The sequence below is a fragment of the Micromonospora sp. C97 genome (genome assembly GCF_018070385.1).
In the GTDB taxonomy this organism is placed as follows: Bacteria; Actinomycetota; Actinomycetes; order Mycobacteriales; family Micromonosporaceae; genus Micromonospora; species Micromonospora parva.
This window is the reverse complement of the sequence record NZ_JAGPXU010000027.1, coordinates 1-26,150: the sequence shown is the minus strand read 5'-3', so window position 1 is coordinate 26,150 and position 26,150 is coordinate 1. Positions and strand designations below refer to the sequence as shown.

At 72.0% G+C, this 26,150-nt stretch carries 29 protein-coding genes; 19 read left to right on the top strand and 10 right to left on the bottom strand.

Annotated features, from left to right (window positions below):
• Positions 1–6 precede the first annotated feature (6 nt).
• From KBX26_RS26235 to KBX26_RS26225, 3 genes are all read right to left on the bottom strand, one after another.
• Positions 7–1,209, bottom strand: coding sequence for a low temperature requirement protein A (locus tag KBX26_RS26235; protein WP_210866630.1), 1,203 nt, complete (start codon positions 1,207–1,209; stop codon positions 7–9).
• A gap of 159 nt (positions 1,210–1,368) precedes the next feature.
• Positions 1,369–2,271, bottom strand: a complete 903-nt coding sequence (locus KBX26_RS26230; RefSeq protein ID WP_030336481.1) for a phytanoyl-CoA dioxygenase family protein — start codon at positions 2,269–2,271, stop codon at positions 1,369–1,371.
• 222 nt (positions 2,272–2,493) lie between these two features.
• Positions 2,494–3,354, bottom strand: a complete 861-nt coding sequence (locus KBX26_RS26225) for a hypothetical protein (protein ID WP_030336480.1) — start codon at positions 3,352–3,354, stop codon at positions 2,494–2,496.
• A gap of 327 nt (positions 3,355–3,681) precedes the next feature.
• Between KBX26_RS26225 and KBX26_RS26220 the strand changes: the two genes are divergently transcribed.
• Positions 3,682–4,446, top strand: a complete 765-nt coding sequence (locus KBX26_RS26220; protein WP_210862770.1) for an SDR family NAD(P)-dependent oxidoreductase — start codon at positions 3,682–3,684, stop codon at positions 4,444–4,446.
• Positions 4,447–4,488: 42 nt separating this feature from the next.
• On the opposite strand, the gene KBX26_RS26215 is transcribed toward KBX26_RS26220, so the two are convergent.
• Entirely contained in the window at positions 4,489–5,277 is a 789-nt protein-coding gene (locus KBX26_RS26215) for an enoyl-CoA hydratase-related protein (protein WP_210866629.1), read from the bottom strand.
• Between the two features lie 19 nt (positions 5,278–5,296).
• Between KBX26_RS26215 and hemW the strand changes: the two genes are divergently transcribed.
• Positions 5,297–6,520: a radical SAM family heme chaperone HemW gene (gene hemW / locus KBX26_RS26210; protein ID WP_210866646.1), complete on the top strand. Its 1,224-nt coding sequence runs from the start codon at positions 5,297–5,299 to the stop codon at positions 6,518–6,520.
• Between the two features lie 49 nt (positions 6,521–6,569).
• On the opposite strand, the gene KBX26_RS26205 is transcribed toward hemW, so the two are convergent.
• Positions 6,570–7,193: a DUF4870 domain-containing protein gene (locus KBX26_RS26205; protein WP_210866628.1), complete on the bottom strand. Its 624-nt coding sequence runs from the start codon at positions 7,191–7,193 to the stop codon at positions 6,570–6,572.
• Between the two features lie 225 nt (positions 7,194–7,418).
• Between KBX26_RS26205 and hrcA the strand changes: the two genes are divergently transcribed.
• The 3 genes from hrcA (at position 7,419) to KBX26_RS26190 (ending at position 10,394) form a co-directional block, all read left to right on the top strand.
• The gene (gene hrcA / locus KBX26_RS26200) at positions 7,419–8,441 is read left to right on the top strand and encodes a heat-inducible transcriptional repressor HrcA (protein ID WP_030336470.1); all 1,023 of its coding nucleotides are present in this window, start codon (positions 7,419–7,421) and stop codon (positions 8,439–8,441) included.
• A gap of 75 nt (positions 8,442–8,516) precedes the next feature.
• On the top strand, positions 8,517–9,659 hold the full coding sequence (gene dnaJ / locus KBX26_RS26195; protein WP_030336468.1) for a molecular chaperone DnaJ: 1,143 nt from the start codon (positions 8,517–8,519) through the stop codon (positions 9,657–9,659).
• Entirely contained in the window at positions 9,660–10,394 is a 735-nt protein-coding gene (locus KBX26_RS26190; RefSeq protein ID WP_030336466.1) for a 16S rRNA (uracil(1498)-N(3))-methyltransferase, read from the top strand. It begins immediately after the preceding gene.
• 282 nt (positions 10,395–10,676) lie between these two features.
• Here KBX26_RS26190 and KBX26_RS26185 read toward each other — a convergent pair whose 3' ends face one another.
• Complete coding sequence (locus KBX26_RS26185; RefSeq protein WP_030336465.1) at positions 10,677–11,438, bottom strand: SDR family NAD(P)-dependent oxidoreductase; 762 nt, start codon at positions 11,436–11,438, stop codon at positions 10,677–10,679.
• Between the two features lie 99 nt (positions 11,439–11,537).
• Here KBX26_RS26185 and KBX26_RS26180 point away from each other — a divergent pair, with 99 nt between their 5' ends.
• The 7 genes from KBX26_RS26180 (at position 11,538) to era (ending at position 17,642) form a co-directional block, all read left to right on the top strand.
• A complete protein-coding gene (locus KBX26_RS26180; RefSeq protein ID WP_030336463.1) occupies positions 11,538–11,897 on the top strand; it encodes a histidine triad nucleotide-binding protein in 360 nt (119 codons plus the stop codon).
• Positions 11,894–13,282, top strand: a complete 1,389-nt coding sequence (locus KBX26_RS26175) for a serine hydrolase domain-containing protein (RefSeq protein WP_307857911.1) — start codon at positions 11,894–11,896, stop codon at positions 13,280–13,282. Before KBX26_RS26180 ends, KBX26_RS26175 begins: the two co-directional genes overlap by 4 nt.
• Positions 13,283–13,413: 131 nt before the next feature.
• Positions 13,414–14,472, top strand: a complete 1,059-nt coding sequence (locus KBX26_RS26170) for a PhoH family protein (RefSeq protein ID WP_030336459.1) — start codon at positions 13,414–13,416, stop codon at positions 14,470–14,472.
• A gap of 15 nt (positions 14,473–14,487) precedes the next feature.
• Positions 14,488–14,961: an rRNA maturation RNase YbeY gene (gene ybeY / locus KBX26_RS26165; protein WP_030336457.1), complete on the top strand. Its 474-nt coding sequence runs from the start codon at positions 14,488–14,490 to the stop codon at positions 14,959–14,961.
• Positions 14,937–16,361: a hemolysin family protein gene (locus KBX26_RS26160; RefSeq protein WP_156057900.1), complete on the top strand. Its 1,425-nt coding sequence runs from the start codon at positions 14,937–14,939 to the stop codon at positions 16,359–16,361. Before ybeY ends, KBX26_RS26160 begins: the two co-directional genes overlap by 25 nt.
• Entirely contained in the window at positions 16,354–16,740 is a 387-nt protein-coding gene (locus KBX26_RS26155; protein ID WP_030336454.1) for a hypothetical protein, read from the top strand. The genes KBX26_RS26160 and KBX26_RS26155 overlap by 8 nt, the downstream gene beginning before the upstream one ends.
• A gap of 5 nt (positions 16,741–16,745) precedes the next feature.
• On the top strand, positions 16,746–17,642 hold the full coding sequence (era, locus tag KBX26_RS26150; protein WP_156057903.1) for a GTPase Era: 897 nt from the start codon (positions 16,746–16,748) through the stop codon (positions 17,640–17,642).
• Between the two features lie 31 nt (positions 17,643–17,673).
• Here the strand turns inward: era and KBX26_RS26145 are convergent, their stop codons facing one another.
• On the bottom strand, positions 17,674–17,859 hold the full coding sequence (locus KBX26_RS26145; protein ID WP_030336451.1) for a hypothetical protein: 186 nt from the start codon (positions 17,857–17,859) through the stop codon (positions 17,674–17,676).
• Between the two features lie 204 nt (positions 17,860–18,063).
• On the opposite strand from KBX26_RS26145, the gene KBX26_RS26140 reads away from it, so the two are divergent.
• The gene (locus KBX26_RS26140) at positions 18,064–19,194 is read left to right on the top strand and encodes an acyltransferase (RefSeq protein ID WP_210866627.1); all 1,131 of its coding nucleotides are present in this window, start codon (positions 18,064–18,066) and stop codon (positions 19,192–19,194) included.
• Here KBX26_RS26140 and KBX26_RS26135 read toward each other — a convergent pair.
• Positions 19,181–19,993 carry a DUF4097 family beta strand repeat-containing protein gene (locus KBX26_RS26135; RefSeq protein WP_210866626.1) on the bottom strand — a complete coding sequence of 271 codons (813 nt, stop codon included), beginning with the start codon at positions 19,991–19,993 and terminating at the stop codon, positions 19,181–19,183. The genes KBX26_RS26140 and KBX26_RS26135 overlap by 14 nt on opposite strands.
• A gap of 102 nt (positions 19,994–20,095) precedes the next feature.
• Between KBX26_RS26135 and recO the strand changes: the two genes are divergently transcribed.
• From recO to KBX26_RS26110, 5 genes are all read left to right on the top strand, one after another.
• On the top strand, positions 20,096–20,962 hold the full coding sequence (gene recO / locus KBX26_RS26130) for a DNA repair protein RecO (protein WP_030336445.1): 867 nt from the start codon (positions 20,096–20,098) through the stop codon (positions 20,960–20,962).
• A gap of 4 nt (positions 20,963–20,966) precedes the next feature.
• Positions 20,967–21,779, top strand: a complete 813-nt coding sequence (locus tag KBX26_RS26125) for an isoprenyl transferase (protein WP_030336443.1) — start codon at positions 20,967–20,969, stop codon at positions 21,777–21,779.
• Between the two features lie 71 nt (positions 21,780–21,850).
• The gene (locus tag KBX26_RS26120) at positions 21,851–22,036 is read left to right on the top strand and encodes a hypothetical protein (protein ID WP_030336441.1); all 186 of its coding nucleotides are present in this window, start codon (positions 21,851–21,853) and stop codon (positions 22,034–22,036) included.
• Positions 22,037–22,239: 203 nt separating this feature from the next.
• Positions 22,240–22,467, top strand: a complete 228-nt coding sequence (locus tag KBX26_RS26115; protein ID WP_030336439.1) for a hypothetical protein — start codon at positions 22,240–22,242, stop codon at positions 22,465–22,467.
• On the top strand, positions 22,464–23,225 hold the full coding sequence (locus tag KBX26_RS26110; RefSeq protein ID WP_030336436.1) for a pirin-like bicupin family protein: 762 nt from the start codon (positions 22,464–22,466) through the stop codon (positions 23,223–23,225). Before KBX26_RS26115 ends, KBX26_RS26110 begins: the two co-directional genes overlap by 4 nt.
• 234 nt (positions 23,226–23,459) lie before the next feature.
• Here the strand turns inward: KBX26_RS26110 and gndA are convergent, their stop codons facing one another.
• The gene (gene gndA, locus KBX26_RS26105; protein WP_030336434.1) at positions 23,460–24,902 is read right to left on the bottom strand and encodes an NADP-dependent phosphogluconate dehydrogenase; all 1,443 of its coding nucleotides are present in this window, start codon (positions 24,900–24,902) and stop codon (positions 23,460–23,462) included.
• Positions 24,903–25,091: 189 nt separating this feature from the next.
• Positions 25,092–25,388, bottom strand: a complete 297-nt coding sequence (locus tag KBX26_RS26100; protein ID WP_030336432.1) for a thiamine-binding protein — start codon at positions 25,386–25,388, stop codon at positions 25,092–25,094.
• Positions 25,389–25,678: 290 nt separating this feature from the next.
• On the opposite strand from KBX26_RS26100, the gene KBX26_RS26095 reads away from it, so the two are divergent.
• Positions 25,679–26,119: a hypothetical protein gene (locus KBX26_RS26095; protein WP_210866625.1), complete on the top strand. Its 441-nt coding sequence runs from the start codon at positions 25,679–25,681 to the stop codon at positions 26,117–26,119.
• Positions 26,120–26,150 lie beyond the last annotated feature (31 nt).

The following is a 26,150-nucleotide window of genomic DNA, read 5'->3' as shown; positions in this document are numbered from 1 at the left end:
GACCTCTCATCGGGCCGCCGTGATGACCTCGGCCGGTCTGCGCCGTGCAGCCAGGCCTTCCCCGGCCAGGGTGAGCAGCAGGACCAGGTTCGCCACCACCAGGACTGTCAACGGCGGCAGCCGGAACGCGCCGGGCGCGACAAGCGCGCCCAGCAACACGCCCGCCAGCAGCACGATCGCCAGCACCCGGGACCAGAGAATCCGGGCCGTCACGACGGCATCGAACAGCACGCTGCCGAGCAGGAACAGCGCCGGGCCGCCGAGGATGGCAACCATCACATCCACCGGGGTGTGACCGGACGGCCGAGCGATGACCATCGAGGTGCCGGTCGAGACCAACACCACCCCGGCCACCATCACCAGGTGCGTGTACGAGGTGGAGGTGCCGGAGCGGACCCTCTCCACGGTCGTGACGCTCGGTGGGGCCAGGATCCGCTGGACGCGCTGGAAGTAGAGCTGGAACAGCAGGACCGCGCTGACGAACGCGACTGCGCTCGCGGTCACCTGACCGGCGGTGAACCCGCTGCCGGCCAGCCCCATGCCGGTGCTCAGGATCAACTCGCCGAGCGCGACGATGAAGATCGCCCGGTGCCGCTCGGAGAGGTGCACCCCGGTGAAGATCTGGCTGGCGAGTTCGGTGCGCCCCAGCCCCGGCGTCGGCCAGCCGAACCGTGCCGAGCCGAGGTCGACCACCACCGCGAGCGACCAGAGCGCCAGCCGAGCCGTCCCGTCCACGAACACCCCGGCCACCCAGGGCGCCACGGTCACGCCGAACCAGAAGAAGACCCTGATGCTCCGGGCCTGGATCGGACGATTGACCCGGGTGCCGGGGATCAGGACGGCGTCGCGGACCAGGTGGATGCCGAAGTACGCGGCGACGAAGAGCCACCCGTACCTGCCGAAGGCGTGCGGTGTCGCGATCGCCATCAGCAGGGTGCCGAGCATGACCAGCAGGACGGTCGCCTGGATGATCGGCAGTCGGGGGTCGAACAGGTCGGTGAGCCACGCCGTGAGCACCCAGACCCACCAGGCGGCCAGCAGCAGGACGGCGGTCTGCGCCGCGTTCCGTACGGTGAGGTCCTCGCCCAGGCTGGCGGAGAGCCGGGAGAGCAGGAAGATGTAGACCAGGTCGAAGAAGAGTTCCAGGAAGGTCGGGTATTCCGGCTCGCCGCGACGGCGGAGGATCCGGGGGAGCGGAGCGGACGTCACTGCGGCTGCCTCCTGTGCCACCCCGCGCCCCGGCCAGGCGCTGCGCCCCGGCTCTGCCTACCCGTCACGCTACCGACACCGCGGCGCCCGGTGGCCCGGAAGCGGATACGGGAACGGCCCCCGCCAGCGGTGGCGGGGGCCGTTCTCAGACGCAGGTGATCAGCGCAGCCAGGGGATGCTGCGGTCGAGCAGGCCGCGCTCCTTGAGCTCCTTGCGCAGCGGGATCTCGTCGTCGACGTACCCGTCCCAGTTGATGCCCCAGTAGTTGGCGGTGTGGGTGCCCTCACCGATCAGCTGACGCTGCACCGGGGTGCGGTTGCGGTACCACTCGCCGTTCACGTCGGGGTGCAGCTCGTCCAGCGGACGGATCCACCGGTAGGTGTAGCCGACGAAGAGCATCTTGCGGGTGATGGTCGACAGGTTCGTCGAGCGCGAGTGCCACTGCCGGCGGTCGAAGATGAAGGCGTCGCCCGGGTTGGCGGTGATCTCCACCGTGCCCTCCGGGTCCGGGTTGTGCACGCTGAGGTCCTTGGGACGGTCCAGCGAGTTCCACAGGTGGCTGCCCGGGATGACCTTAGTGGCGCCACGGCCGGTCTCGGACAGGTCCGACAGCACGTACGCGACCTTCAGCGAGAACATCGGCCGGGGCAGGTTCGGGTCCATCGTCTCCGGGTCGGAGTTCTGCCGGTACCCGTCCTGGTGCCAACCCCAGTACGGCTTCTCCGGCTCGGCGGCCGGCGGGGTGACGTCCAGGTGGTTGTGGTGGGTGTAGATGTTCCAGCCGGCCAGCCCCCACATGTACGGGAAGGCGATCGGGTGGGTCAGCAGCTCACCGAAGAGCTCGTCGCGCTCCAGGAAGCCCAGCAGGTGCAGGGTGCCGTCCTTCTTGGTGGTGCCCTTCGCCTGCTCCTCCGCGTAGACGCGGTCGACCGCCGCCTCCAGCGCCGCCCGGTGGTCCTCGGTCAGGACGTTGCGCAGCAGGAGGAAACCCTGCTCGTGGAACTCCTTGCGGTCAATGTCGCTGATCGGTTCGTAACCGGTCCGGTCGCCGTAATCGAACACCGCGTCGTACCCCTCCCCATGAGGTGAAACCTTTTCTGGCACAGGCCGCCGATCGTAACGCGGTGGCCCAGGCATCGGGGAGGGTGTGTTGGGGGATTGGGTCGCAGTGGGACCCCACGCAGCGAGAGAAACGCACAGAGTGAGATCAAGGCGATCAATAGCCGGGTTTAATGCATTTTGCCGGATTGTGCGGTCACTGCCGGTTAGGAGATCCGGGTCGGGTCAACCCTCGTTGAACACCTCGGCCACCACCTGACCGGCCGGGCTCTGCTGCCCGTCCACCCGACCCCACGAGCCGTTGCGCGCGGTCCACTCCAGGTCGCCGAAGCGAACCCGCTTCACCCCGTGGTCCTGGGCGTGTGACACCAGCCAGTGCGCGTACCGCCAGCCGTCGCGTTGGTCGCCCGGGGTGACCGCCAACCCCGTCGGGTCGGTCGGGTCGGTGCCCTTCAACCCCCAGTCCAGCACCAGGTTGCGGGTCAGCTGCGCCGCCGCAGCCGCGCCGTACATCGCCGGGGTGCGCCCCACGGTGCAGGCGACAGCGCCGCTGGCGTCGCCGAGCAGTGCCCGGCTGAGCACCTCGGAGTCGTCGGCCCACTTCTGGTACGCCTCGGGGAACGCCGAGCGCTGCACCCGCTGGGCGGCATCGGTGACGCGCATCTTCTCCCAGCCGCGCACCTTCTTGAGGGCCGCGTAGAACCGGTTGGCCGCGTAGCGCGGATCGCGGATCTGCGCCGGGGTGCCCCAGCCCTGGCTCGGTCGCTGCTGGAACAGGCCGACCGAGTCGCGGTCGCCGTCAGCGAGGTTGCGCAACCCGGACTCCTGGTACGCGGTGGCGAGCGCGACAACGACGGCCCGCTCGGGCATGCCACGCTTCGCGCCGATCGCCGCGATGGTCGCCGCGTTGGCCATCTGGTCGGCGTCCAGCGCGACCCGACCATCGGCCTGCACCGTGCACTTCCGCGCCACCAGCGGCAGCGTGAGGTTGTCGCCAACCTGCCGTACGACGAGCCAGATCGCGATCACGGCGACGAGGATGAGCACCACTCCACCCGCCACGGTTGCCCGAGTTCGCACCCACACCCCCAGATCGACAGTCCGCCAAGCGTACGTCCCCGCACGCCCCCTCCGGGTCGTCCGAGCGGTTCGGGCCCGACTCGGGCGCCTCGGACCGGTTCGGGTCGGCTCCGTTGTCGCGTACCGGTTGGCGACGTTCCCGCTTCGGTGGCGATCTCACCTGCTCGCTGGTTCTGTCACGTGTCACGTGCCGGGTGCCGGCCTGTCGGGAGTGTCACCGGGTGCGCGACGGCGGGAAGCGATTGACCAGTCAAGGACTTATCCCTGTTGACATGTCAATCCGACCGACCGCCACCACCTGGGCGAGTCGGTCACCGAACGAGGAGGAGTGTCATGGGAACGCTTGACGGCAAGGTCGTGCTGATCACCGGCACCGGGGGTGGTCTGGGCCGCGTCGCGGCGCTGACCTTCGCCCGTGAGGGCGCGAAGGTCGTCGGGGCCGACCTCCAGGTCGCCGCGAACGACGAGACGGTCGACCTCGTCCGCCGCGCCGGGGGCGAGATGACCGGCATCGCGCCGGTCGACCTCACCGACCCCGAGCAGGTACGCACGCTCGTCGACGACGCTGCCGCCGCCTACGGCGGGCTGGACGTGGTCTACAACAACGCGGCAGCGCTCCGCTTCGGCCCGATGCCCGACTTCTCCGTGGCGGACTGGCGCTACACCATCACCGGGGAACTCGACATTCCGTACTTCGTGTCGAAGTTCGCCTGGCCGCACCTGGTCCGGCGCGGCGGCGGCGTCATCATCAGCGCCGCCTCCATGGCCGGGACGATCGGCGGCCACGTGCCGCCGATGGTCGGTCACACCGCCGCGAACGCCGGCATCATCGGGATGACCCGACAGCTCGCGCTCGAAGGCGCGCCGCACGGGATCCGCGCCGTGGCGGTCAGCCCCGGGCCCACCCTCACCCCGGCCAGCGAACGCGACCTCGGTGACAACCAGGAGGCCCGGGACGCCATCACCGCCAAGACGCTGCTCAAGCGCTTCGCGCGCCCCGAGGAGGTCGTCGAGCTGGTGGTCTTCCTCGCCTCGGACCGGGCGTCGTACATCACCGGGGCGAACTACCCGGTCGACGGCGGCGCGACCGCCTGGTGACCCGAGCATGGGCGCCGCGGCTCCCGGCGGCGCCCCTGACCCTCAGTCGTCCTGAGCGGGCACCCAGCGCGCCGGACGTTTGTCGCGGAACGCGGTGACCCCCTCGCGTCCCTCGTCGGACAGGAAGTAACCGGTCGAGACGGCGGAGAGCCGGGCCAGCTCGGCACGCAGCTCGGCGGTGGCCGGCCGGCGCAGCAGATCCTTCGCGCCGGCCAACGCGCCCGGCGCGCCGCGCACCAGCGAGTCGCAGTAGCCGCGCACCGTGTCGTCCAGCCCGTCCGCCGGGACCGACGCCGTGACCAGGCCGATCTCGGCGGCCCGGCGACCGTCGAAGGTGTCGCCGGTCAGGTACAGCTCGGCGGCGGCGCGGGGGTGCAGCCGGGGCAGCACGGTCGCCGAGATCACCGCCGGGATCACCCCGATGCGGACCTCGGTGAACGCGAACGTCGCCTCGTCGGCGCAGACGGCCAGGTCGGCGGCGGCGATCAGGCCGAGCCCACCGGCCCGCGCCGGCCCGGCCACCCGGGCCAGCACGGGCTTCGGGCACTCCCAGACCGCGGCGAGCACATCACCCAACATGCCGGCCGGAACCGTCCCGCTGGCGTACGCCATGGCGGTTTCCTTCAGGTCCGCCCCGGAGCAGAAGACCGGGCCGGTGTGGTCGAGCACTACCGCTCGGACCGCCTCGTCGGCCACCGCGTCCGCCAGCCCGGCCAGCAACTGGGTCATCAGGGCGGTGGAGAGCGCGTTGCGGTTGTGTGGGCTGTCCAGGGTGAGGGTGGTCACCCCACGGGCCGTGGCGACCCGCACGAGGACGTCGGGAGAGGTCATGCCGGGCACACTAGTGGCCATGCCCGGCGTCCTTCCAGATGGTGAGACCGTCCCCGTTGACGGATCGTTGCCCGCCACCGCCACCGCAGCGGTCGGCGCGCGCGGCTTCGGCGTGTACGTGCACGTCCCGTTCTGCGCCAGTCGCTGCGGCTACTGCGACTTCAACACCTACACCGCAGCCGAACTGGGCGGCGGTGCCAGCCGCGAGGGGTACGCCGACACCGTCCTGGCCGAGCTGGCGCTCGCCGCCCGGGTGCTGGGCGACAACCCGCCGCCCCGGGTCGACACCGTCTTCGTCGGTGGTGGCACGCCCACCCTGCTCCCCGCCGACGACCTGGCCCGCATCCTCGACGGGATCGACCGCACCTGGGGGCTGGCCGCCGACGCCGAGGTGACCACCGAGGCCAACCCCGAGTCGGTCACCCCGGAATCGTTGAAGCTGCTGCGGGCGGCCGGCTACACCCGGATCTCGCTGGGCATGCAGTCCGCCTCCCCGGGGGTGCTGGCGATCCTGGACCGCACACACAGCGCCGGCCGGGCCACCGCCGCCGCACTGGAGGCGCGCGACGCCGAGTTCGCGCACGTCAACCTGGACCTGATCTACGGCACTCCGGGGGAACGGGCCGAGGACTTCGCCGCCTCGCTGGAGCAGGTGGTCGCCGCCGGGGTGGACCACGTCAGCGCGTACGCCCTGATCGTCGAGGACGGCACCCGGCTCGCCGCCCGGATGCGGCGCGGCGAGCTGGCGTACCCCAGTGACGACGTGGCCGCGGACCGCTACCTGGCGGCGGAGGCCGCGCTCGACGCGGCCGGGTTCTCCTGGTACGAGGTCTCCAACTGGGCCCGCAGCGACCAGGCCCGGTGCCGGCACAACCTGCTCTACTGGACCGGCGCGGACTGGTGGGGCCTCGGCCCGGGGGCGCACAGCCACGTCGGCGGGGTGCGCTGGTGGAACGTCAAACACCCCTCCGCGTACGCCCAGCGGCTGGCCGCCGGTGCGTCTCCCGGGCTGGCCCGGGAGGTGCTCACTGTCGACGAGGCGCACATGGAGGACGTGATGCTGCGGCTGCGGCTGGCCAGCGGTCTCCCGCTGGCGGTGCTCGACGCCGCCGGGCGGGCCGGCGCGGAGCGGGCGCTGGCCGGCGGCCTGCTGGCCGCCGACGAGTACGCCGCCGGCCGGGCGGTGCTCACAGTGCGCGGTCGACTGCTCGCCGACGCGGTCGTCCGCGATCTGCTGCCCTGAGCGCAGGGCGGCGGTGTGCCGAACCGGCCGGGGGAGCGGCCGGCCCGGTTCACTTGATGAAGTTGGCGGTCATCGGGTAGCGGTACGGGGTGCCCTCGTTGGCCTTCACGCCGGCGATGATCCCGAACAGGATCTGGATCACCACGACGGCGATGCTGGGCAGGAAGAGCAGGCACCAGCTCACGAAGAGCAGCACGAACGCGATGATCGACCAGAGGATCTGGAAGTTCAGGGCGGCGAGGGCGTGCGCCCGGACGGTCGGCGACTGCTGGCCACGGGCCAGGTAGGCGATGAGCGGGGCGACGAAGCCCAGCGGACCGAAGCTGATCAGCGCGCCGAGCGCGCCGCCGAAGTGGGCGACCAACGCCCAGGTCTTGTCCTCGTTGGTGGCGTAGCCGCCGCCGGGGCCGCCGTAGGCCCCACCGGCCGGATAGCCGCCGGGCGGGTAGCCCCCGGGCGGGGGGTAGCCGCCTGCCGGAGGGTAGCCACCTGACGTCGGTTGGTCACCGGTGGGAGGCGGATAGCCACCGGCCGGGGGATAGCCGGCCGGGCCGGGTGCGCCCGACAGTGGTGCGGTGGGCGGCTCGGCCGACGGGAACGGGCCCGGGGAGGTCGGCTCCGGCGGGTAGTTGCCGGGCTCACCCGAACCGGGAGGGCGAGGAGGTTCAGTCATGGATGTCACGGTAGGGGCCCGTGGCAACGCCGCACCAGAGCGACACCGCCCGGCAGTGCGGGCCGATCGGCCCAGTGCGGTGGCGCGGGCCGCACCGACCGGTGGCCGTTGATCATCGCGTCGGCGGGCCTGCCGACGTAGACTGGCACTCGCTACAGTCGAGTGCCAGGACGGCTCGGCCGGCCCAGGGCGCCGGCGGCCGACGTGCGACAGGAGGTGCGGAGGATGGGTCTCGACGACCGGAAACTCGCAGTGCTCCGCGCCATCGTCGAAGACTACGTCTCCACCCAGGAGCCGGTCGGCAGCAAGGCGCTGGTCGAGCGGCACCAGCTCGGGGTCTCCCCGGCGACGGTCCGCAACGACATGGCCGTGCTGGAGGAGGAGGGTTACATCCGGCAGCCGCACACCAGTGCCGGCCGGGTGCCCACCGACCGCGGCTACCGCCTCTTCGTCGACCGGCTGTCCCGGGTCAAGCCGCTCAGCCCGGCCGAGCGCCGGGCCATCGAGCGCTTCCTGGTCGGCGCTGTCGACCTCGACGACGTGGTGCACCGCACGGTGCGGCTGCTCGCCCAGCTCACCCGGCAGGTCGCCGTCGTGCAGTACCCGAGCCTGGCCCGCTCCTCGGTGCGTCACCTGGAGCTGGTGCCGATCTCCACCACCCGGCTGATGCTCGTCATGATCGCGGACACCGGCCGGGTGGAGCAGCGACTCGTGGAGCTGCCCGGGCCGGTGCCCGCCGACGACGTCACCGACCTGCGCCGACTGATCAACGAGAAGCTCGCCAACGCCCGGCTGTCCGAGACGCCACCGCTGGTGCAGGCGCTGGTCGAGGAAGCGCCGACCGGGCTGCGACCGACCATGACCACGCTCGCCAGCGTGCTGCTGGAGACGCTCGTCGAACGGCACGAGGAACGGATCGCCCTCGCCGGCACCGCCAACCTCACCCGGGGCGGGCTGCTCGACTTCCAGGGCTCGCTGCGGCCGATCCTCGAGGCGCTGGAGGAGGAGGTCGTGCTGCTCAAGCTCATCGGTGAGACCGAGCCGAGCACGACCCGGGTGCTGATCGGCGACGAGAACGAGTTCGACAACCTGCGCGCCGCCTCGGTGGTCAGCACCGGCTACGGCCCGGGCACCACCATCGTGGGCGGGCTCGGGGTGCTGGGGCCCACCCGGATGGACTACCCCGGCAACATCGCCACGGTGCGCGCCGTGGCACGCTACGTGGGCGAGTTGCTGGCCCAGAACTGATTGGTCAGGGCCGATGCGGCCGGCTGCGGCCGCCGACCGGCGCAACGCGAGACGAACATGAGGACACGGAACGCAGTGGCCAGGGACTACTACGGCATTCTCGGTGTGAGCCGGGAAGCCTCCGATGACGAGATCAAGCGCGCCTACCGCAAGCTGGCACGCCAGTTCCACCCGGATGTCAATCCGGACCCGGAGGCTCAGGAGAAGTTCAAGGACATCAACGCCGCGTACGAGGTCCTCTCGGACGACCGGAAGCGGCAGATCGTCGACCTGGGTGGCGACCCGCTCGCCCCGGGTGGCGGCGCCGGTGGCCCGGGCGGCCCCGGTGGAGCCGGCCCGTTCGTCGGCTTCCAGGACATCATGGACGCGTTCTTCGGCGGCGCGGCGGGTGGCGCCCGTGGCCCTCGGCCGCGTACCCGCCCGGGTGCCGACGCGATCCTGCGACTCGAACTCGACCTGCACGAGACGGCGTTCGGCGTCGAGGCGCCGATCACCGTCGACACCGCTGTGCTCTGCACCACCTGCTCCGGTGCCGGCACCGCCGCCGGCACGCACCTGGCGACCTGCGAGGCGTGCGGCGGTCGGGGCGAGGTGCAGTCGGTGCAGCGGACGTTCCTCGGTCAGGTGGTCTCCGCCCGGCCGTGCACCGTCTGCCAGGGCTACGGCACCACCATCCCGCACCCCTGCCCCACCTGCGCCGGTGACGGCCGGGTGCGCACCCGCCGGTCGCTGACCGTCAAGATCCCGGCCGGCGTCGAGGACGGCATGCGGATCCGGCTGGCCCAGCAGGGCGAGGTCGGCCCGGGCGGCGGCACCGCCGGTGACCTCTACGTGGAGATCCACGAACGTCCGCACGACGTCTACTCGCGCAAGGGCGACGACCTGCACTGCCGGGTCACCGTGCCGATGACCGCCGCCGCGCTCGGCACCCGGCTGACCATCAAGACGCTGGACAGCGAGGAGCCGGTCGACGTCAAGCCCGGCACCCAGCCGGGCAGCACGCTGCGGCTGCGCGCCCGAGGCGTCCCGCACCTGCGCGGCACCGGCCGGGGTGACCTCTACGTCCACCTGGACGTGCGGACCCCGACCAAGCTCGACGCCGACCAGGAGAAGATGCTGCGCGACTTCGCCAAGACCCGTGGCGAGGAGGTCGCCGAGCTGTCCAAGCAGGGCGGCTTCTTCTCCCGGATGCGCGACGCGTTCAACGGGCACGCCTGAGTGTCCGCGCCGCTGTTCCTGGTCGAGGCGCTGCCCACCGGCGACACGCTGACCCTGGACGGCCCGGAGGGGCACCACGCCGCCACCGTGCAGCGGCTGCGCGTCGGCGAGGAGCTGCTGCTCGCCGACGGCCGGGGTGGCACGGCCGCCGCCGTGGTCACGGCCGTCGGCCGGGGCAGCCTGGAGGTCACCGTCACCTCCCGGGGGTACGCGGACGCGCCCGTACCCCGGCTGGTGACGGTGCAGGGCATCGCCAAGGGCGACCGGGGCGAGCTGGCCGTGCAGGCGATGACCGAGGTCGGGGTGGACGAGATCGTCCCCTGGGCGGCATCGCGTTCGGTGGTCCAGTGGCGCGGCGACCGGGGCGTACGCGCCCGGGAGAAGTGGGTGGCCACGGCCCGGGAGGCGGCCAAGCAGGCCCGCCGACCGTGGCTACCGGTGGTGGCCGGTGCGCCGGACGAGTCCACCGCCACGGTGGCCCGCCGGATCGCCGGTGCCGCCGCCGGGTTCGTGCTGCACGAGGAGGCCGAGGAGCCGCTGACCGGCGTCGACCTGCCGTCGGCCGGGGAGATCGTCCTCGTCGTCGGCCCCGAGGGTGGCATCGCCCCGGCTGAGCTGACAGCCTTCCGCGAGGCCGGTGGCCGGCCGGTACGCCTCGGGCCGGAGGTCCTGCGTACCTCCACGGCCGGCGTGGCCGCGCTCAGCGTGCTCGCCACCCGCCTCGGCCGCTGGTAGCTGGCCACCCCTGACGCCGCCGCTCGTTGCGGCCGCTGGTGGCCCGTCGCTCGTTTCGGCCGCTGGTGTTCCGCCGCGCGCTGGCTTGTGGTCCGGCCGGATCGGAGCCGCCCGCTCGATTGAGCGTGATGCCTCTGGGTCATCACGATGACTGACAGGCATCACGCTCAATGTGGTGTTCGCCGTCGGCCCGCAGGGCCGCGGCCCACCGCCGGTCGGTCGGGGGCCGCGGCCCACCGCCGGTCGGTCGGGCGGACGCCGCAGCGGGTTCGGGTCGCGAGGTCAGCTGCGCAGGTACGAGGCGCCGTTGAGGTCGACGATCGTGCCGGAGGCCCACGTGGCCTGCGGCGAGGCCAGCCAGTGCACGGCCGCGGCGATCTCCTCCGGTTCGCCCACCCGGTCGAACGGGCTCTGCGCCCGGATGGCGGCGCCCTCCTCACCGCGCAGGTACTCGGTGACCATGTCGGTCGCCACGAACCCCGGCGCGACGGTTGCCACCGTGATGCCGTACGGCGCGAGCGCCACCGCGAGGGACTGACCCAACGCGTTCAGCCCCGCCTTGCTGGCACCGTACGCCGGCTGGTGCGGCTCGCCGCGGAACGCGCCCCGGGACGAGACGTTGACGATCCGCCCGCCGCGCTCCCGCATGTGCTGGGCGGCGCACCAGATGACGTTGCCGGCACCGGTCAGGTTGGTCTCCAGCACCTGCCGCCAGCGGTTCTGCCACTGTTCGTACGAGGCGCCGAAGACCGGGTGCGGGTCGTCGCGGTCGCCGTACGTCCCGGCGTTGTTGACCAGCACGTCCAGCCCGCCGAGCAGCTCCGCGGCCCGGTCGACCATGGCCCGGACCGCGTCCGGATCGGTGAGGTCGGCGCGGACCACCACGTGCCCGGCGCCGGGTAGCCGCGCGCGCAGCCGCTCGGCCGCGTCGGCGGAGTCGCGGTGGTGGATGGCCACCCGGTCACCGCTGGCCGCGAACGCCATTGCCACCGCGCTGCCGATCCCGCGCGAGGCCCCGGTCACGAGTACCGCCCGATCCGTCATGCCGGCCATCCTGCCTCAGCCGTTTCTATGCCGGCGAACGGGCCGGCGGCGCGGGCCGCGCCACGGCGGCACCGGCCCGTTACTCCTTACACTGCCCCGATGGGATCCGACTGCCTGTTCTGCCGCATCGTCGCCGGGGAGATCCCGGCCACCGTGGTCCGGGAGACCGACACCACGCTCGCCTTCCGTGACATCGACCCGAAGGCGCCGGTGCACGTGCTGGTCATTCCGAAGGAGCACTACGCCGACGTGGCGACGCTCGCCCAGGGTGACCCGGCGCTCGCCGCCGACGTGCTGGCGACGTCCGCCGCCGTGGCCGAGGACGAGGGCCTGCTCGGCGACGGTTTCCGGCTGATGTTCAACACCGGCGCGTACGGCGGGCAGGAGGTGTTCCACGTGCACGCGCACCTGCTCGGTGGCGCGCCGCTGGGCCCGATGCTGGCCCGGGACCTCGGGTGAGCGTGCCGGACAGCCGCGTGCACGAGCACCTGGACCGACTCGTCCGGCGGGTGCAGGCCGACGCCCGGGTGCCGGCGGTGTCGGCGGCGCTGCACCGGGCCGACCGACCGCTCTGGACCCGTACCGTCGGCGGGACCGGCACCGACAACCCGCTGGGACCGGGCACCCAGTTCCGGATCGGCTCGGTCACCAAGACGTTCACCGCGGTGCTGGTCCTGCAGTGCCGCGACGACGGGCTGCTGGACCTGGACGACCCGGTGGGCCGGCACCTCGACCTCCCGGCGCACGGCGAGCTGACCGTACGCCGGTTGCTGTCGCACACCGCTGGCCTGCAACGCGAGCCGTTCGGCGACGTCTGGGACAGCCTGCGCGCACCGGACGCCGACCAACTGGTCGCCGAGCTGGACCGCGCCGAGCGGGTGCTGCCGACCGGCCGCCGGTTCCACTACTCGAACCTGGGTATGGCAGTCCTCGGCCAGCTCGTCGCCCGGCTGCGGGGCGGGAGCTGGGCGCAGGCCCTCACCGAGCGGATCCTGACGCCGCTGGGGCTGACCGACACCACAGTGACCCCACGGCCGACGGCGGCCACCGGGTTCCTGGTCGACGCGTACTCCGACGAGGCGCACCCGGAACCGCCGACCGACTTCGGCGCTGTCGGCCCGGCCGCCCAGTTGTGGAGCACCGCTACCGACATGGCCCGCTGGGCGGCGTTCCTGGCCGACCCGGCTGCCCTGGACCCGGGCGGCGCGGTCCTCGCCCCGGCCACCCTGGACGAGATGCGCTGGCCGTTGACCACCACCGACGAGACGCTCTGGGGCGCGGGCTTCGGGCTCGGGCTGATCCTGATCCCACAGGGGGAACGGGTGATGCACGTGGGGCACGACGGGGCGATGCCCGGCTTCCTCGCCGGGGTGTACGGCCGTCGCGGTGGTGACGGCACGGCAGGTGCGATGGGCGCCGCGGTGCTCGGCTCGTCCGGCACGGCCGCCGAACTGCTCAGCCTGCCGCACCGGCTGCTCGCGGTGGCGGTCGAGCACGACCCGGCCGAGATCGAGCCCTGGCGTCCCGGGGCGCCCGCGCCGGCGGCCCTGCGGGGTGCGCTCGGCCGTTGGTGGGGCGAGGGCAGCGAGTACGTCTTCTCCTGGCACGACGGCGCCCTGCGGGCGCGCGGGGTCGACGACCCGGCCGGACGACCGCCGGCGATCTTCACCCCGTTGGCGGACCAGCCGGACGTGTTCCGGGTGGTCTCCGGTCGGGAGGCCGGTGAGCTGCTGCGACTGACCCGGGACGAGGCCGGCGTGGTGGTCCGGATGCACTGGGCGACGTACCGGTTCACCCGCCACCAGGAGACCTTCGACCGGTACGACTTCCGGGCCGGGGGTTGATCGCGGCCAGCGGAAATGGGCGCGATGCGGCCCGTGTTGAACCGATACGATGGGTGTAACGTCCGCACGCCAGGCCAGCAGGCCGGCGCCGAGATCGAGAGCAGGTGGCGCAGGGCCCTTCGGCCCGACCTATGACCGGCACCCCACCTCCCGGCCCGCCCCGGGTGCAGACCAGGATCACCGTGCCCGACCCGAAGATCATGGTGAATCTGCTCGGCGCGGGCGACGAGATCCTCCGACTCGTCGAACGCTCGGTCACCAGTGACGTGCACGTCCGCGGCAACGAGATCACCATCACCGGTGACCCCGCGGACAACGCTCTCGCCGAGCGGGTCTTCAGCGAGCTCCTCGAACTCATCGAGAAAGGCGAGACCCTGACCACTGACGCCGTCCGGCGTACCGTCGGCATGCTCGAGCAGGGCAGCGCCGAGCGGCCCGCCGAGGTTCTGACGCTCAACATTCTCTCCCGGCGCGGGCGCACCATCCGCCCCAAGACGCTCGGGCAGAAGCGGTACGTCGACGCGATCGACACGCACACCATCGTCTTCGGCATCGGCCCGGCCGGCACCGGCAAGACCTACCTGGCGATGGCGAAGGCCGTCCAGGCGTTGCAGGCCAAGCAGGTCAACCGGATCATCCTCACCCGTCCGGCGGTCGAGGCGGGCGAGCGGCTGGGCTTCCTGCCCGGCACGCTCAACGAGAAGATCGACCCTTACCTTCGCCCGCTCTACGACGCGCTGCACGACATGCTCGACCCGGAGACGATCCCGAAGCTGATGGCCGCCGGCACGATCGAGGTCGCGCCGCTGGCCTACATGCGGGGCCGCACGCTCAACGACGCGTTCATCATCCTGGACGAGGCGCAGAACACCACGCCCGAGCAGATGAAGATGTTCCTCACCCGGCTCGGCTTCAACTCGAAGATCGTCGTGACCGGTGACATCACCCAGGTGGACCTTCCCGGCGGGACGAGCAGCGGCCTGCGGGTGGTCCGGGAGATCCTGGAAAACGTCGACGACGTGCACTTCTCGCAGCTGTCCAGCTCCGACGTGGTCCGCCACCGGCTGGTCGGCGAGATCGTCGACGCGTACGCCCGCTGGGACGCCGAGCGGGAGAATCAGCAGGCGCAGGGCGTTCACGCCGTGCCTGGGCGACCCGCCCAGGGCGGCCGGGCCGGCCGCCGCCGCTAAAGCAGAGGAAAGCAGTTGTCCATCGAGATCGCCAACGAGTCCGGTGTCGACGTCGACACCGACGCCGTGCTCGCCGTCGCCCGGCACGCCCTCGACGAGATGGGGGTCAACCCCCTCGCCGAGCTGTCAGTGCTGCTGGTCGACATCGACTACATGACCGAGCTGAACCACCGCTGGATGGGTGGCGACGGCCCGACCGACGTGCTCGCCTTCCCCATGGACGAGGGCAGCGTCGACCACGGCCCGGGTGAGTCCGCACCGGCCGGCGGCGAGCCCGCACTGCTCGGCGACATCGTGCTCTGCCCCGAGGTGGCGGCCAAGCAGGCGGCGACCGCCGGGCACGCGTCGGCCGACGAGCTGCACCTGCTCACCGTGCACGGGGTGCTGCACCTGCTCGGTTACGACCACGCCGAGCCGGAGGAGGAGCGGGAGATGTTCGCGCTCCAGGCTCGGCTGCTGGCGAGCTGGCGGTCGACCCGCACCCAGTGATGTCAACTCCTCCGTTACTGGCGGCCGGCGCCACCGCCGGCCTTCCCGACTTCCAGCTGATCGTCTTCGCGGCCGGCCTGGTGGTGCTGGCCGGCCTGATCGCGATGACCGAGGCGGCCCTCGCCGCCGTCTCACCCGCCCGCGCCGCCGAGCTGGCCCGCGACGGTGTGCGCGGCGCCCGTACCCTCCAGGTCGTCGCCGGCGACGTGGTCCGGCACCTCAACCTGCTTCTGCTGTTGCGGCTGCTCGCCGAGCTGACCGCCACCACGCTGGTGGCGCTCGTCGCGGTGGACAGCTTGGGCGCCGGCTGGTGGGCCGCGCTGGTGACCGCCGGCGCGATGACAGTGGTCAGCTTCGTGGTCGTGGGCGTCGCCCCGCGCACCCTCGGCCGGCAGCACGCCTACGCCGTGGGTCGTGCGGTGGCGCCGCTGGTCCGTTGGTTGGGCCGGGCGCTCAACCCGCTCGCGTCGTTGCTGATCCTGATCGGCAACGCGGTCACCCCGGGGCGCGGCTTCCGGGAGGGCCCGTTCGCCTCCCAGGTGGAGCTGCGGGAACTGGTCGACCTGGCTGAGCAACGCGGCGTGGTCGAGCACGGCGAGCGCCAGATGATCCACTCCGTCTTCGCGCTCGGCGACACCATCGCCCGTGAGGTGATGGTGCCGCGCACGGAGATGGTGTGGATCGAGGAGGGCAAGACGCTCGCGCAGGCGCTGGCGCTGTTCCTGCGCTCTGGCTTCTCCCGCATCCCGGTGATCGGCGAGAGCGTCGACGACGTGCTGGGTGTGCTCTACCTCAAGGACCTGATCCGGCGTTCCCGTGGCGGTGACCCGGGGGCCGAGCAGTTGCCGGTGGCCGAGCTGATGCGCCCGGCGACCTTCGTACCGGAGTCCAAGCCGGTCGACGACCTGCTGTCCGAGATGCAGGCGGCCCGCAACCACCTGGTCATCGTGGTCGACGAGTACGGCGGCACCGGCGGTCTGGTCACCATCGAGGACATCCTGGAGGAAATCGTCGGTGAGATCACCGACGAGTACGATGTCGAGCGCCCGCCTGTCGAACGGCTGGGGGACTCCTCGGTGCGGGTGACCGCCCGCCTGCCGGTGGAGAATCTCGGCGAGATGTTCGACACCAACCTGCCCACCGACGAGGTGGAGACGGTTGGCGGCCTGCTCGCCCAGTCCCTGGGGCGGGTGCCGATCCCGGGTGCCGAGGCCGAGGTCGCCGGCCTCCGCCTGGTCGCCGAGGGCACCACCGGCCGGCGCAACCGGATCGACACCGTGCTGGTCAGCCGGGTGGAGCCGGGCCACGAGCAGGACACCGCGGGGCGCGGCGAGCACGCCGGCCCCGGGGACGACACGGACAACTACCGAGACGACGAGAGGCAACCCGCCGATGCCTGACACACCCGCCGCGCCTGTCGCCCGGCCCACCCCCACCGCGTCGGGCGCGCTGAGCGCCGAGGACGGCAAGCTCGTCGTCCTGGCCCGGGGAGCCCGCGCCCGGGTCGGTGCCGTGGAGGGTGCCGCGGTCCGCGACCAGGACGGCCGGACGTACGCGGCGGCAAGTGTCGCGCTGCCGTCGCTGACGCTCACCGCGTTGCAGTTGGCTGTCGCTTCGGCGGTGGCGGCCGGGGCGAGCCGGTTGGAGGCAGCGGTGGTGGTGACCGAGGCGTCGACGCTGGACGGTGCCGGGCACGCGGCGGTGCGGGACCTCGCGGCCGACGCGCCGGTCCACGTGGCCGCTCCGGACGGCACGGTGCTCGGCACGGTGACCGAGTGAGCCCGGTGCAGGATCCGCAGGCGCGACCGTACCGGGCCGGGTTCGGCTGCTTCGTCGGTCGTCCCAACGCTGGCAAGTCGACGCTCACCAACGCCATCGTCGGCACCAAGATCGCCATCACCTCGAACAAGCCGCAGACCACCCGGCACGTCATCCGGGCGGTGCTGCACCGCCCGGAGTCGCAGCTGGTCCTCGTCGACACGCCGGGCCTGCACCGCCCCCGTACGCTGCTCGGTGAACGTCTCAACGACCTGGTCCGGTCCACCTGGACCGAGGTCGACGTGATCGGCCTGTGCATCCCGGCCGACGAGCCGGTCGGGCGCGGTGACCGGTTCATCACCGGTGAGCTGGCCGGGTTGAAGGCGACAGTGCTGGCGGTGGTGACCAAGACCGACCTGGTGGACAAGCGCCGCCTGGCGGAGCAGCTGCTAGCGGTCAGCGAGATGGGGGAGTTCGCCGAGATCGTGCCGGTGAGCGCGGTGTCCGGGCACCAGGTGGACACCCTGGTCGACGTGATGACCAGTTACCTGCCACCGTCGCCGCAGCTCTACCCGGACGACATGCTCACCGACGACCCCGAGCAGGTGCTGGTCGCCGAGCTGATCCGGGAGGCCGCGCTGGAGGGGGTCCGCGACGAGCTGCCGCACTCCATCGCCGTGGTGGTGGAGGAGATGATCCCCGAGGGTCAGGTCATGAAGATCTACGCTGACCTGTACGTGGAGCGGCCCAGTCAGAAGGCCATCGTGCTCGGGCACAAGGCGAGTCGGCTCAAGGAGGTCGGCACCACCGCCCGCAAGCAGATCGAGGAGCTGCTGGGCAGCCGGGTCTACCTCGACCTGCACGTGCGGGTCGCGAAGGACTGGCAGCGTGACCCGAGGCAGCTGCGCAAGCTGGGTTTCTGATCCACCAGCATTCACCGGCCGGGTGATCCGGTCACCCCTCGCCCGGACGTGCGGCCCAGAAGCGGACCCGGAACCGTTCCACGCCCATGATGGGGATGGGGTGGTCCGGTCGGGCTTCGACGCGGCGCAGTTCGGCACGCTCGGTGACATCGACCCGGGCGTGGTAACCGCCCGGCGGACCGAGGGTCAGGATCGGGCTGGCCAGTGGTTCAGTCATCGTCCCTCACGGTGGTTGCGGGGCCGGCTGAGCCGCCGGCCCCGCAATCGTCGGTGTTCCGGCAGTTGGATCTCGATTAGCCAGAGGTCATTTCGGTCAGCTGGGTGGAAAGGATCACGTTTGGTCGGGGTGGTGACCGTTTCGCGCGGGCACCGCGCAGGGTAGGGGAGTTACGCCCCGCGTCCCCGACCCAGATGCAGGCTGATGCGCAACCGGTATCTCGATCTGCTCCGTTCCCTGGCCATCGTTCGAGTCGTCGTCTACCACGTCACCGGATGGGCGACCCTCACCCTCGTCTTCCCCGCCATGTCGGTGATGTTCGCGCTGGCCGGCTCGCTGATGGCCGCCTCGCTGACCCGCTCCGGGCCGGCGGCGGTCGGGCGTCGGCTGCGTCGGCTGCTGCCGTCGCTGTGGGTGGTCGCTGTGGTCTTCGTGCCAGCGATGCTGTTCACCGGGCTGCCGGTGAGCCCCCGGGTGCTGCTGTGGCTGTTCCCGGTGGCCGACCCGCCGGCCAACCACTGGGGCGCGCTGGCGCTGAGCGTCATCTGGTACCTGCGCGACTACCTGTGGTTCGTGTTCGCCTCACCGGTCGCGTTCTGGCTGTTCCGGCGTGCCCCGCTGCCGACCCTGCTCGCCCCGTACCTCCTGCTGGTGATGATCGAGGTGGGGATCTACCCGGCGCCGCCGGTGCTGCGCGAGTTCGGGCTCTACTTCGGAGCGTGGCTGCTCGGCTTCGCCCACCACGCCGGGATGCTGCGCCGACTTTCCGGTTGGCTGCTGTACCCGTTGGCGCTCGCTCTCGCCGTGGGCGGCGGTGCCTGGATCGTCGGGCATCCCGGGCCGCGTGGGTACGACCTGAACGACAACCACCTCGGCAACGCCCTCTGGTCGGCCGCATTCATCCTGATCGTGCTGGGTCGGGCACCGGCCGGGGTCTCCTGGCTGAGCCGGAGCCGACTGGCCGAGCGGGCGGTCACCGTGCTCAACCGGCGCGCGCTCACCGTCTACCTCTGGCACATGCCGTTCGTGGTGGCGCTCACTCCACTGGTCGACGTGGTGGGCTGGTCCCACCAGGACCCGGTGGGCCTGGCCATCCGGGTGCTGCTGGTCTTCGCCCTGGTCGGGTTGGTCACACTGGCCGTCGGCTGGGTCGAGGACGTCGCCGCCCGCCGCCGCCCGGAGCTGATCCCCGGTGGCGCGGCGCAGCCCGCCGACGAGGCGGCCCAGCCGGGCGGCGACACGTCGGACGGTGCCGGGACGACCGGCGGTCGAGTGGTGGTGCCGGCGCAGCGGGTGGCCCGGGAGGAGGCCAGCGTCACGCTCAACGCTGGCTGATCGTGAGGTTGCCGCTGTTGGCCGAACCGTCGAGCACCAGGGACGCGGCCGGGTTGTCGGCGACGGTGACGGTCTCGTCGCCGGAGTCGGCGTTGGACCGGACCCGGTAGCTGCCCTGGGGCACCAGCAGCGTGACATCACCGCTGGAGGCGTGCACCCGGGCCGAGGCGGGCTGGTCGAGCTGGACGTCGACGTTGCCGGAGTTGGCCTCGGCGTCGACAGTGCCGGCCAGCCGGCGTGCGGTGATATCCCCGGACGAGGCACGCAACCGTACCGCCGCGGTGGCCTCGCTCACCTCGATGTTGCCCGAGCGGGCCTCCACCCCGACCGCGCCCGACGCGCCGGAGATCCGCACGTCGCCCGAGCTCACCTGCAGCTCCACCGCGCCGACCCGGCTCAGCTCGACGTTGCCGGAGCTGGTCTCGCCCTGCACCGCCACGCCCTCCGGCACCGTCACCTCGTAGGAGATGCTGCACCGCGAGCCGCAGTCGGTGTCCAGCACCAGTTCGGTGCCCTTGATCTCGTACCGGGTGTTGTCCGGCTCACCGCCCTGGTAACGCACCACCCGCTTGATCCGCACCTCGGACGCCGGGCCGGTGCCCCGCACCACCACGTCACCCGAGCCACCGGAGACCCGGACCATGGTGATCCGGACCGCCTCGGTGTTGTCGTAGTCGAGCCGGCGGAACGACAGGTTGTCGCACCCGGCGAGCACGATGAGGGTGGCGGTGAGTCCCAGCGCGACGGGAGCGGCGACGCGACGCCGGCGGGGGGTGGTGGAGGTCAGGCGCAGTTGCATGAGCAGCACGCTACGGCCGGGCACGACTCGGCCGCATCGGGGTTCATCCGCGCTTGCACCCCGAACCAACCCTGATTTCACACCCCGAGGGAGAATGGCCCGATGGCCGGGTATCGCCGACAGCTCTACCGCGACGACGCGGTGGTGCTGCGTGTGCAGAAGCTCGGCGAGTCCGACCGGATCATCACCCTGCTCACCCGCCGGCACGGCCGGCTGCGCGCGGTGGCCCGAGGGATCCGCCGCACCACCAGCAAGTTCGGTGCCCGGCTGGAGCCGTTCGGCCACGTCGACCTCCAGCTCGCCGGTGACCCGAAGGGCAACCAGGGCAGCTCGCTGCACACCGTCAGCCAGGTCGAGGGCATCGACCTGTACGGCAAACGGTTCCTGGGTGACTATCCGCGCTACACGGCGGCCAGTGCGATCGCCGAGACCGCGGAGCGGCTGACCCCGGTGGAGCGGGAGCCGTCGCTGCGGCTGTTCCAGCTCACCGTGGGCGCCCTGAAGGCGCTGTCCCGGGGCGAGCACGCCACCACCCTGGTGCTCGACGCGTACCTGCTGCGGGGGATGTCGCTGGCCGGCTGGGCACCGGCGCTGGTCGCCTGCGCGGTCTGTGGCACGCCCGGGCGGCACCGGGCGTTCTCCGTACCGGCCGGTGGTGCGGTCTGTCCGGATTGTCGGCCACCCGGGGCGGCTCATCCCGCGCCGGCCACCATCGATCTGATGTCCGCGCTGACCACCGGCGACTGGGTGATCGCCGACGCCACCGACGCCGCCGTACGTCGGGAGTGCAGTGGGCTGGTCGCGGCTCACCTGCAGTGGCACCTGGAGCGCGCGCTACGCTCGCTGCCGCTGGTCGACCGGGGTCCCTCGGCGGCCGGCGCGGCCTCGCCGCCGGAAGGCACCGGGGCCGTGGTGCTCCGGCCACGTGGCGACGTCGAGGCCGGGGCGGACGGCGCGAACAGGGAGTGACCGAGTGATCCGATCGAAGAAGGCTGGCCGGCGCGAGCCGACCCCGCCGGTGCCACACCCGTCCGGGGCCCGCCCCCCGGCGCTGCCCGCCGAGGCGGTGCCGAGGCACGTGGCGGTGGTGATGGACGGCAACGGCCGCTGGGCCAAGGACCGCGGGCTGCCCCGCACCAAGGGGCACGAGGCGGGGGAGCACAGCCTCTTCGACACCATCGAGGGCGCCATCGAGATGGGCATCCCGTACCTGTCGGCGTACGCGTTCTCCACGGAAAACTGGCGGCGCTCGCCCGACGAGGTCCGGTTCCTGATGGGGTTCAACCGGGACGTGATCCGTCGCCGTCGTGACCAGCTGGTCGACCTCGGTGTCCGGGTGGTGTGGTCGGGCCGGTCTGGGCGGCTGTGGAAGAGCGTCATCTCCGAGCTGCAGACCGCCGAGGAGATGTCCCGCGACAACTCGACGTTGACCCTGCAGTTCTGCGTGAACTACGGCGGGCAGGCCGAGATCGGTGACGCCGCCGCCGCGATCGCGCGGGACGTGGCCGCCGGCCGGCTGGACCCGGCGAAGGTCACCGAGAAGACCGTGGCGAAGTACCTCTACCACCCGGAGGTCCCGGAGGTGGACCTGTTCCTGCGCCCCTCCGGGGAGGAGCGGATCTCCAACTTCCTGCTCTGGCAGACCGCGTACGCCGAGTTGGTCTTCCTGGACACGCTCTGGCCCGACTTCGACCGCCGCCACCTCTGGTACGCGTGCGAGTTGTACGCGCAGCGGGACCGACGCTTCGGCGGCGCGCTGCCCAACCCGGTCGCCCCGGTTATCTGAGCCGACGCGCTTACCCGCACGTCACTCTGGGTATCAGAGTCGTCAGGAGCCACTGACGGAGGTGAACCCACATGATCCAGAAGCGCATTGCCCAGTGGGCGGTGATGGCGATCGCGGTGCCGCTGGCCGCTGCCGGTGCCCGCCGGCTCAGCCACACCCTGGAGGCCCGGCGTGGTCCCTCCGGGGCGACCCGGTTGCTGACGAAGGGTGCGGACCTGATCCGTCCGCAGAAGGCCAAGCGCCGCCGCTTCTTCTGACCAACCCCCAGCTCTCCCCGGCGCCGCCCGCACCCCGTGCGGGCGGCGTCGTCGTGTCCCTCGGTGGCGAGACGACGTTGCCGGCCGACGCGCGGGTGGGCAGCGCGGTGTGCCGAGCCGGGGTGGTGTGCTCGTTTCGGGGTCCTGCGCAAGGGCGGCGGGTAGGGTCCGGAGGTGGTGGGACGACGGCGGCGGGGGGCGAGATGCGGGATCTCCGATTCAAGATGATCATGGCGTTGAACGCCGCCGATCTGGGCGACCCGATCTGTGAGCAGGTGGCCGAGATCTGCGCCGAGATCGCCGAGCAGCACTGCGCCGAGTTCGGCCACACACCGTCGCTGCGCAGCGGTGAGATCGCCGAACTGGCCATCGGTGAGCCGGCCCTGGGCTGGGCGCCGTCGACCCCCGACGCCGGGCAGCGTGCCTGGTGACCGCACCCGCACCCGCCGTCGACATCCGGCGGGCCGATGATCGCTTCGCCACCCGGATCTCCTGGCTGGACTCCAAGCACTCCTTCTCGTTCTCCCGGCACTACGACCCGGCCAACACCCACCACGGCCTGCTCCTGGTCAACAACGACGACGTGGTCCGGCCGGGGGCCGGCTTCGAGACCCACCCGCACCAGGACATGGAGATCGTGACCTGGGTGCTGCGCGGCTCGCTGGTGCACCAGGACTCGACCGGGCACTCCGGGGTGATCTACCCGGGTCTGGCCCAGCGGATGAGCGCCGGCACGGGCATCCTGCACTCGGAGAAGAACGACGCCTGGCGGCTGAACAACCAGGAGCCGCACAGCGACCCGGTGCACTTCGTGCAGATGTGGGTGCTCCCCGACGAGCAGGGCGTCGACCCCGGCTACGAGCAGCTGGAGATCGAGGACGAGCTGCTGCGCGGCGGTCTGGTGCCGATCGCCTCCGGGATGGACCGCTACGACGGCGCGTCCGCGATCCGCATCCGCAACCGGTACGCGACCCTGCACGCCGCCCGCCTCGCGCCCGGCGACGAGGTCACCATCCCCGACGCGCCCTATGTGCACCTCTACGTGCCCAACGGCACCGTGACGCTGGAGGGCAGCGGCCCGCTCGGCACCGGCGACGCCGCCCGGCTCACCATGACCGGTGGCCGACGGGTCACCGCCGACGAACCGGCCGAGATCCTCGTCTGGGAGATGCACGCCACGGTCGCCTGACCGCCGCCGGCTCGCATCGCCCTCCCATGATCACGCTGGAACATGGATGTAGTGGCCTCCGCCTTTCGCGGAGGCCACTACATCATGGATCCAGCACGATCATGCTGGGCGCTGGGCGCTGGGCGCTGGGCGCTGGGCGCTGGGCGCTGGGCGCGCGGGGTGTCGGGCGCCCGAGGTGTCGGGCGCGCGGGGCGCCGGGCGCGCGGGGCGCGGGGCGCGGGGGTGCTGCGCAGGCTACGCCGGGGACTCGGTGCGGTCGCCGGCCCAGGTGGTGTGGAACGAGCCGTCGCGGTCCACCCGCTGGTAGGTGTGCGCGCCGAAGTTGTCCCGCAGACCCTGGATCAGCGCCGCGGGCAGCCGCTCGGCGCGCAACGCGTCGAAGTACGCCAGCGACGACGAGAACGCGGGCGTCGGCACCCCGGCCCGGGTCGCGTCGCCCACCACCCGTCGCCAGCTCGGCACACCGGCGCTGACCGCCTCGGCGAAGTACGGGGCCACCAGCAGCGTCGGCAGGTCCGGCTGCTGGTCGTACGCCTCACGGATCCGGTTGAGGAAGCGGGCCCGGATGATGCAGCCGCCCCGCCAGATCGTCGCGGTGCCCCCGAGATCGATGTCCCAGTTGTATTCCTGGCTGCCCGCGCGGATGTGGTCGAAGCCCTGCGCGTACGCGACGATCTTGGAAGCGAGCAGCGCCCGGCGGACGTCCTCGATGAAGGTCTCCCGGTCGGTGACCTGCCACTTCTCACCCGCGTCGGGGAACGCCCGGCGGGCCGCCTCACGCTGGTCGACGTGCCCGGAGAGCGAGCGGGCGAAGGTCGCCTCGGCGATCCCGGTGATCGGGATGCCCAGGTCCAGGGCGCTCTGCACGGTCCACCGACCGGTGCCCTTCTGCTCGGCCCGGTCCTGCACGATGTCCACGAAGGAGCGGCCGGTCGCCGCGTCAGTGTGTGCCAGCACGTCGGCGGTGATCTCGATGAGGAACGACTCCAACTCGCCGTTGTTCCACTCCCGGAAGATCTCCGCGATCTCGGCCGGCGTCGCGTCCAGGCCGGCCCGGAGCAGGTCGTACGCCTCGGCGATGAGCTGCATGTCGGCGTACTCGATGCCGTTGTGCACCATCTTGACGAAGTGCCCGGCGCCGTCCGGCCCGACGTGCATGCAGCACGGCACACCGTCCACCTGGGCGGCGATCTTCTCGAACATCGGCCCGAGCTTCGCGTACGACTCGGCGGAACCGCCCGGCATGATGCTCGGCCCGCGCAGCGCGCCCTCCTCGCCGCCGGAGACGCCAGTGCCGCTGAAGTGCAGCCCCTGCGCCCGCAGCGCCTCCTCACGGCGACGGGTGTCCGCGAAGTGGGCGTTACCGCAGTCGACGATGATGTCGCCCTCGTCGAGCAGCGGCACCAACTCGTCGATCACCGCGTCGGTGGGCGCGCCGGCCTTCACCATCACGATGACAGCGCGGGGCCGCTCCAGCGACGCCACGAAATCGGCCATCGTCTCGCCCGGCACGAACGTGCCCTCGTCGCCGTGCTCGGCGACCAGGCTGCGGGTGCGCTCCGGCGAGCGGTTGTGCACTGCCACCGTGAAGCCGTTGCGAGCCAGGTTGCGGGCCACATTGCGACCCATCACCGCCAGCCCGGTCACCCCGATTTGAGCCCTCGCCTGATCAGCCATCCGTGCCGCCACCTCTCGTCACACCACTATCAGCGTTTGGAAACTTACCGTGATGTGAGCCGATACGGACCAGTGACCGACGTCGCGTTACTGCACGTGATGTGGACGATGACGCTGGCGGTTTCGACGCCCGACGGTGGTCGGCGAGCCGCGCACAGGGAAACCTGTCGTCATTGCCCGCCGCGCGCGTCAGCCTTCGGCGAGACGGGCTTCGATACGGGCGATCTTCCCGGTGAGCGCGTCGGTGACCCCGGGCCGGACGTCGGCCTTGAGCACCACACTCACCCGGGGTGCCCGCGCGGCGACCACGTCGACCGCTCGCTTCACCACCGCCATCACCTCGTCCCACTCACCCTCGACGGTGGTGAACATGGCATCGGTCCGGTTGGGCAGGCCGGACGCACGGACCACCCGAACCGCCTCAGCGACCAGGTCACCCACCGAATCGTCACCGCCGAGCGGGGTGATCGAGAACGCGATCAGCATGAGCCGATGGTGCCAGGAAAAACGGATGCGCGCCGGTGCGGCGGTGGCTACGGTACGGACATGCGTAACTGACGCCCCACTTCCGAGCCGGCCCGCCGTCCCGCGTCGCGGTCCGTGCGCTCCCGGGCGTCCCGCATCCCCCTCCCCGCCGTTCGGCGGCGACGGTCTGCCCGACACCGGTGAGCAGTCCCTTCCCCACTCGACCGTCGCGCGACGGCGGTCACCAGCCGATCCGACCGACCGCCGCTGCGCGGGACCGGCCGTGCCGGTCGGCACTGAAGGAGGCCCGGATGCCTGCCAGGCGTAACCCGAAGAAGACCCGTACCCCCAGCGCGACGCCGCTCGGTGTCGACCCGGCGGCCGGCCACGGCCCGCTGCCACCCGCCCTGCCGTCCCGCGACCCGTCCCTGCCGGCGGCGCTGATGGAGCCCGGGGCGCTGGCCGAGCCGGCGGCGCTGGTGGAGCCGGGAGCGCTGGCCAAGCCGGGAGCGCTGGTGGAGTTGGCGCAGCCGGCGGCCGTCCCGGACGAGGTGGTGCTGCCGGTCGATCTGCCGGACGCGGTCGACGTGCCGGTGGTTGTCGACGCGCCGAAGGTGGCAGACCTGCCGAAGTCAACCGGGCGGCCGAAGGCACCGACGGCCGGTCCGCCGCAGGGCGGCGGCAACCGCTCCGGCAGCGGCCGCAGCCAACAGGCCGGCCAAGCCCGCCGCTACGCCTTCCGCCGCAGCTAACCACCCCACCCCACCCCACCCCACCCCGCTC

What these genes read in the sequence shown, in the direction of transcription:
- KBX26_RS26220 (WP_210862770.1), top strand. Translation starts at nt 3,682, where the DNA reads ATGGGAACGCTTGACGGCAAGGTCGTGCTGATCACCGGCACCGGGGGT.
- KBX26_RS26215 (WP_210866629.1), bottom strand. Translation starts at nt 5,277, where the DNA reads ATGACCTCTCCCGACGTCCTCGTGCGGGTCGCCACGGCCCGTGGGGTG.
- hemW (WP_210866646.1), top strand. Translation starts at nt 5,297, where the DNA reads ATGCCCGGCGTCCTTCCAGATGGTGAGACCGTCCCCGTTGACGGATCG.
- KBX26_RS26205 (WP_210866628.1), bottom strand. Translation starts at nt 7,193, where the DNA reads ATGACTGAACCTCCTCGCCCTCCCGGTTCGGGTGAGCCCGGCAACTAC.
- hrcA (WP_030336470.1), top strand. Translation starts at nt 7,419, where the DNA reads ATGGGTCTCGACGACCGGAAACTCGCAGTGCTCCGCGCCATCGTCGAA.
- KBX26_RS26185 (WP_030336465.1), bottom strand. Translation starts at nt 11,438, where the DNA reads ATGACGGATCGGGCGGTACTCGTGACCGGGGCCTCGCGCGGGATCGGC.
- KBX26_RS26180 (WP_030336463.1), top strand. Translation starts at nt 11,538, where the DNA reads ATGGGATCCGACTGCCTGTTCTGCCGCATCGTCGCCGGGGAGATCCCG.
- KBX26_RS26170 (WP_030336459.1), top strand. Translation starts at nt 13,414, where the DNA reads ATGACCGGCACCCCACCTCCCGGCCCGCCCCGGGTGCAGACCAGGATC.
- KBX26_RS26155 (WP_030336454.1), top strand. Translation starts at nt 16,354, where the DNA reads ATGCCTGACACACCCGCCGCGCCTGTCGCCCGGCCCACCCCCACCGCG.
- KBX26_RS26145 (WP_030336451.1), bottom strand. Translation starts at nt 17,859, where the DNA reads ATGACTGAACCACTGGCCAGCCCGATCCTGACCCTCGGTCCGCCGGGC.
- KBX26_RS26140 (WP_210866627.1), top strand. Translation starts at nt 18,064, where the DNA reads ATGCGCAACCGGTATCTCGATCTGCTCCGTTCCCTGGCCATCGTTCGA.
- KBX26_RS26135 (WP_210866626.1), bottom strand. Translation starts at nt 19,993, where the DNA reads ATGCAACTGCGCCTGACCTCCACCACCCCCCGCCGGCGTCGCGTCGCC.
- recO (WP_030336445.1), top strand. Translation starts at nt 20,096, where the DNA reads ATGGCCGGGTATCGCCGACAGCTCTACCGCGACGACGCGGTGGTGCTG.
- KBX26_RS26120 (WP_030336441.1), top strand. Translation starts at nt 21,851, where the DNA reads ATGATCCAGAAGCGCATTGCCCAGTGGGCGGTGATGGCGATCGCGGTG.
- KBX26_RS26115 (WP_030336439.1), top strand. Translation starts at nt 22,240, where the DNA reads ATGCGGGATCTCCGATTCAAGATGATCATGGCGTTGAACGCCGCCGAT.
- gndA (WP_030336434.1), bottom strand. Translation starts at nt 24,902, where the DNA reads ATGGCTGATCAGGCGAGGGCTCAAATCGGGGTGACCGGGCTGGCGGTG.
- KBX26_RS26100 (WP_030336432.1), bottom strand. Translation starts at nt 25,388, where the DNA reads ATGCTGATCGCGTTCTCGATCACCCCGCTCGGCGGTGACGATTCGGTG.
- KBX26_RS26095 (WP_210866625.1), top strand. Translation starts at nt 25,679, where the DNA reads ATGCCTGCCAGGCGTAACCCGAAGAAGACCCGTACCCCCAGCGCGACG.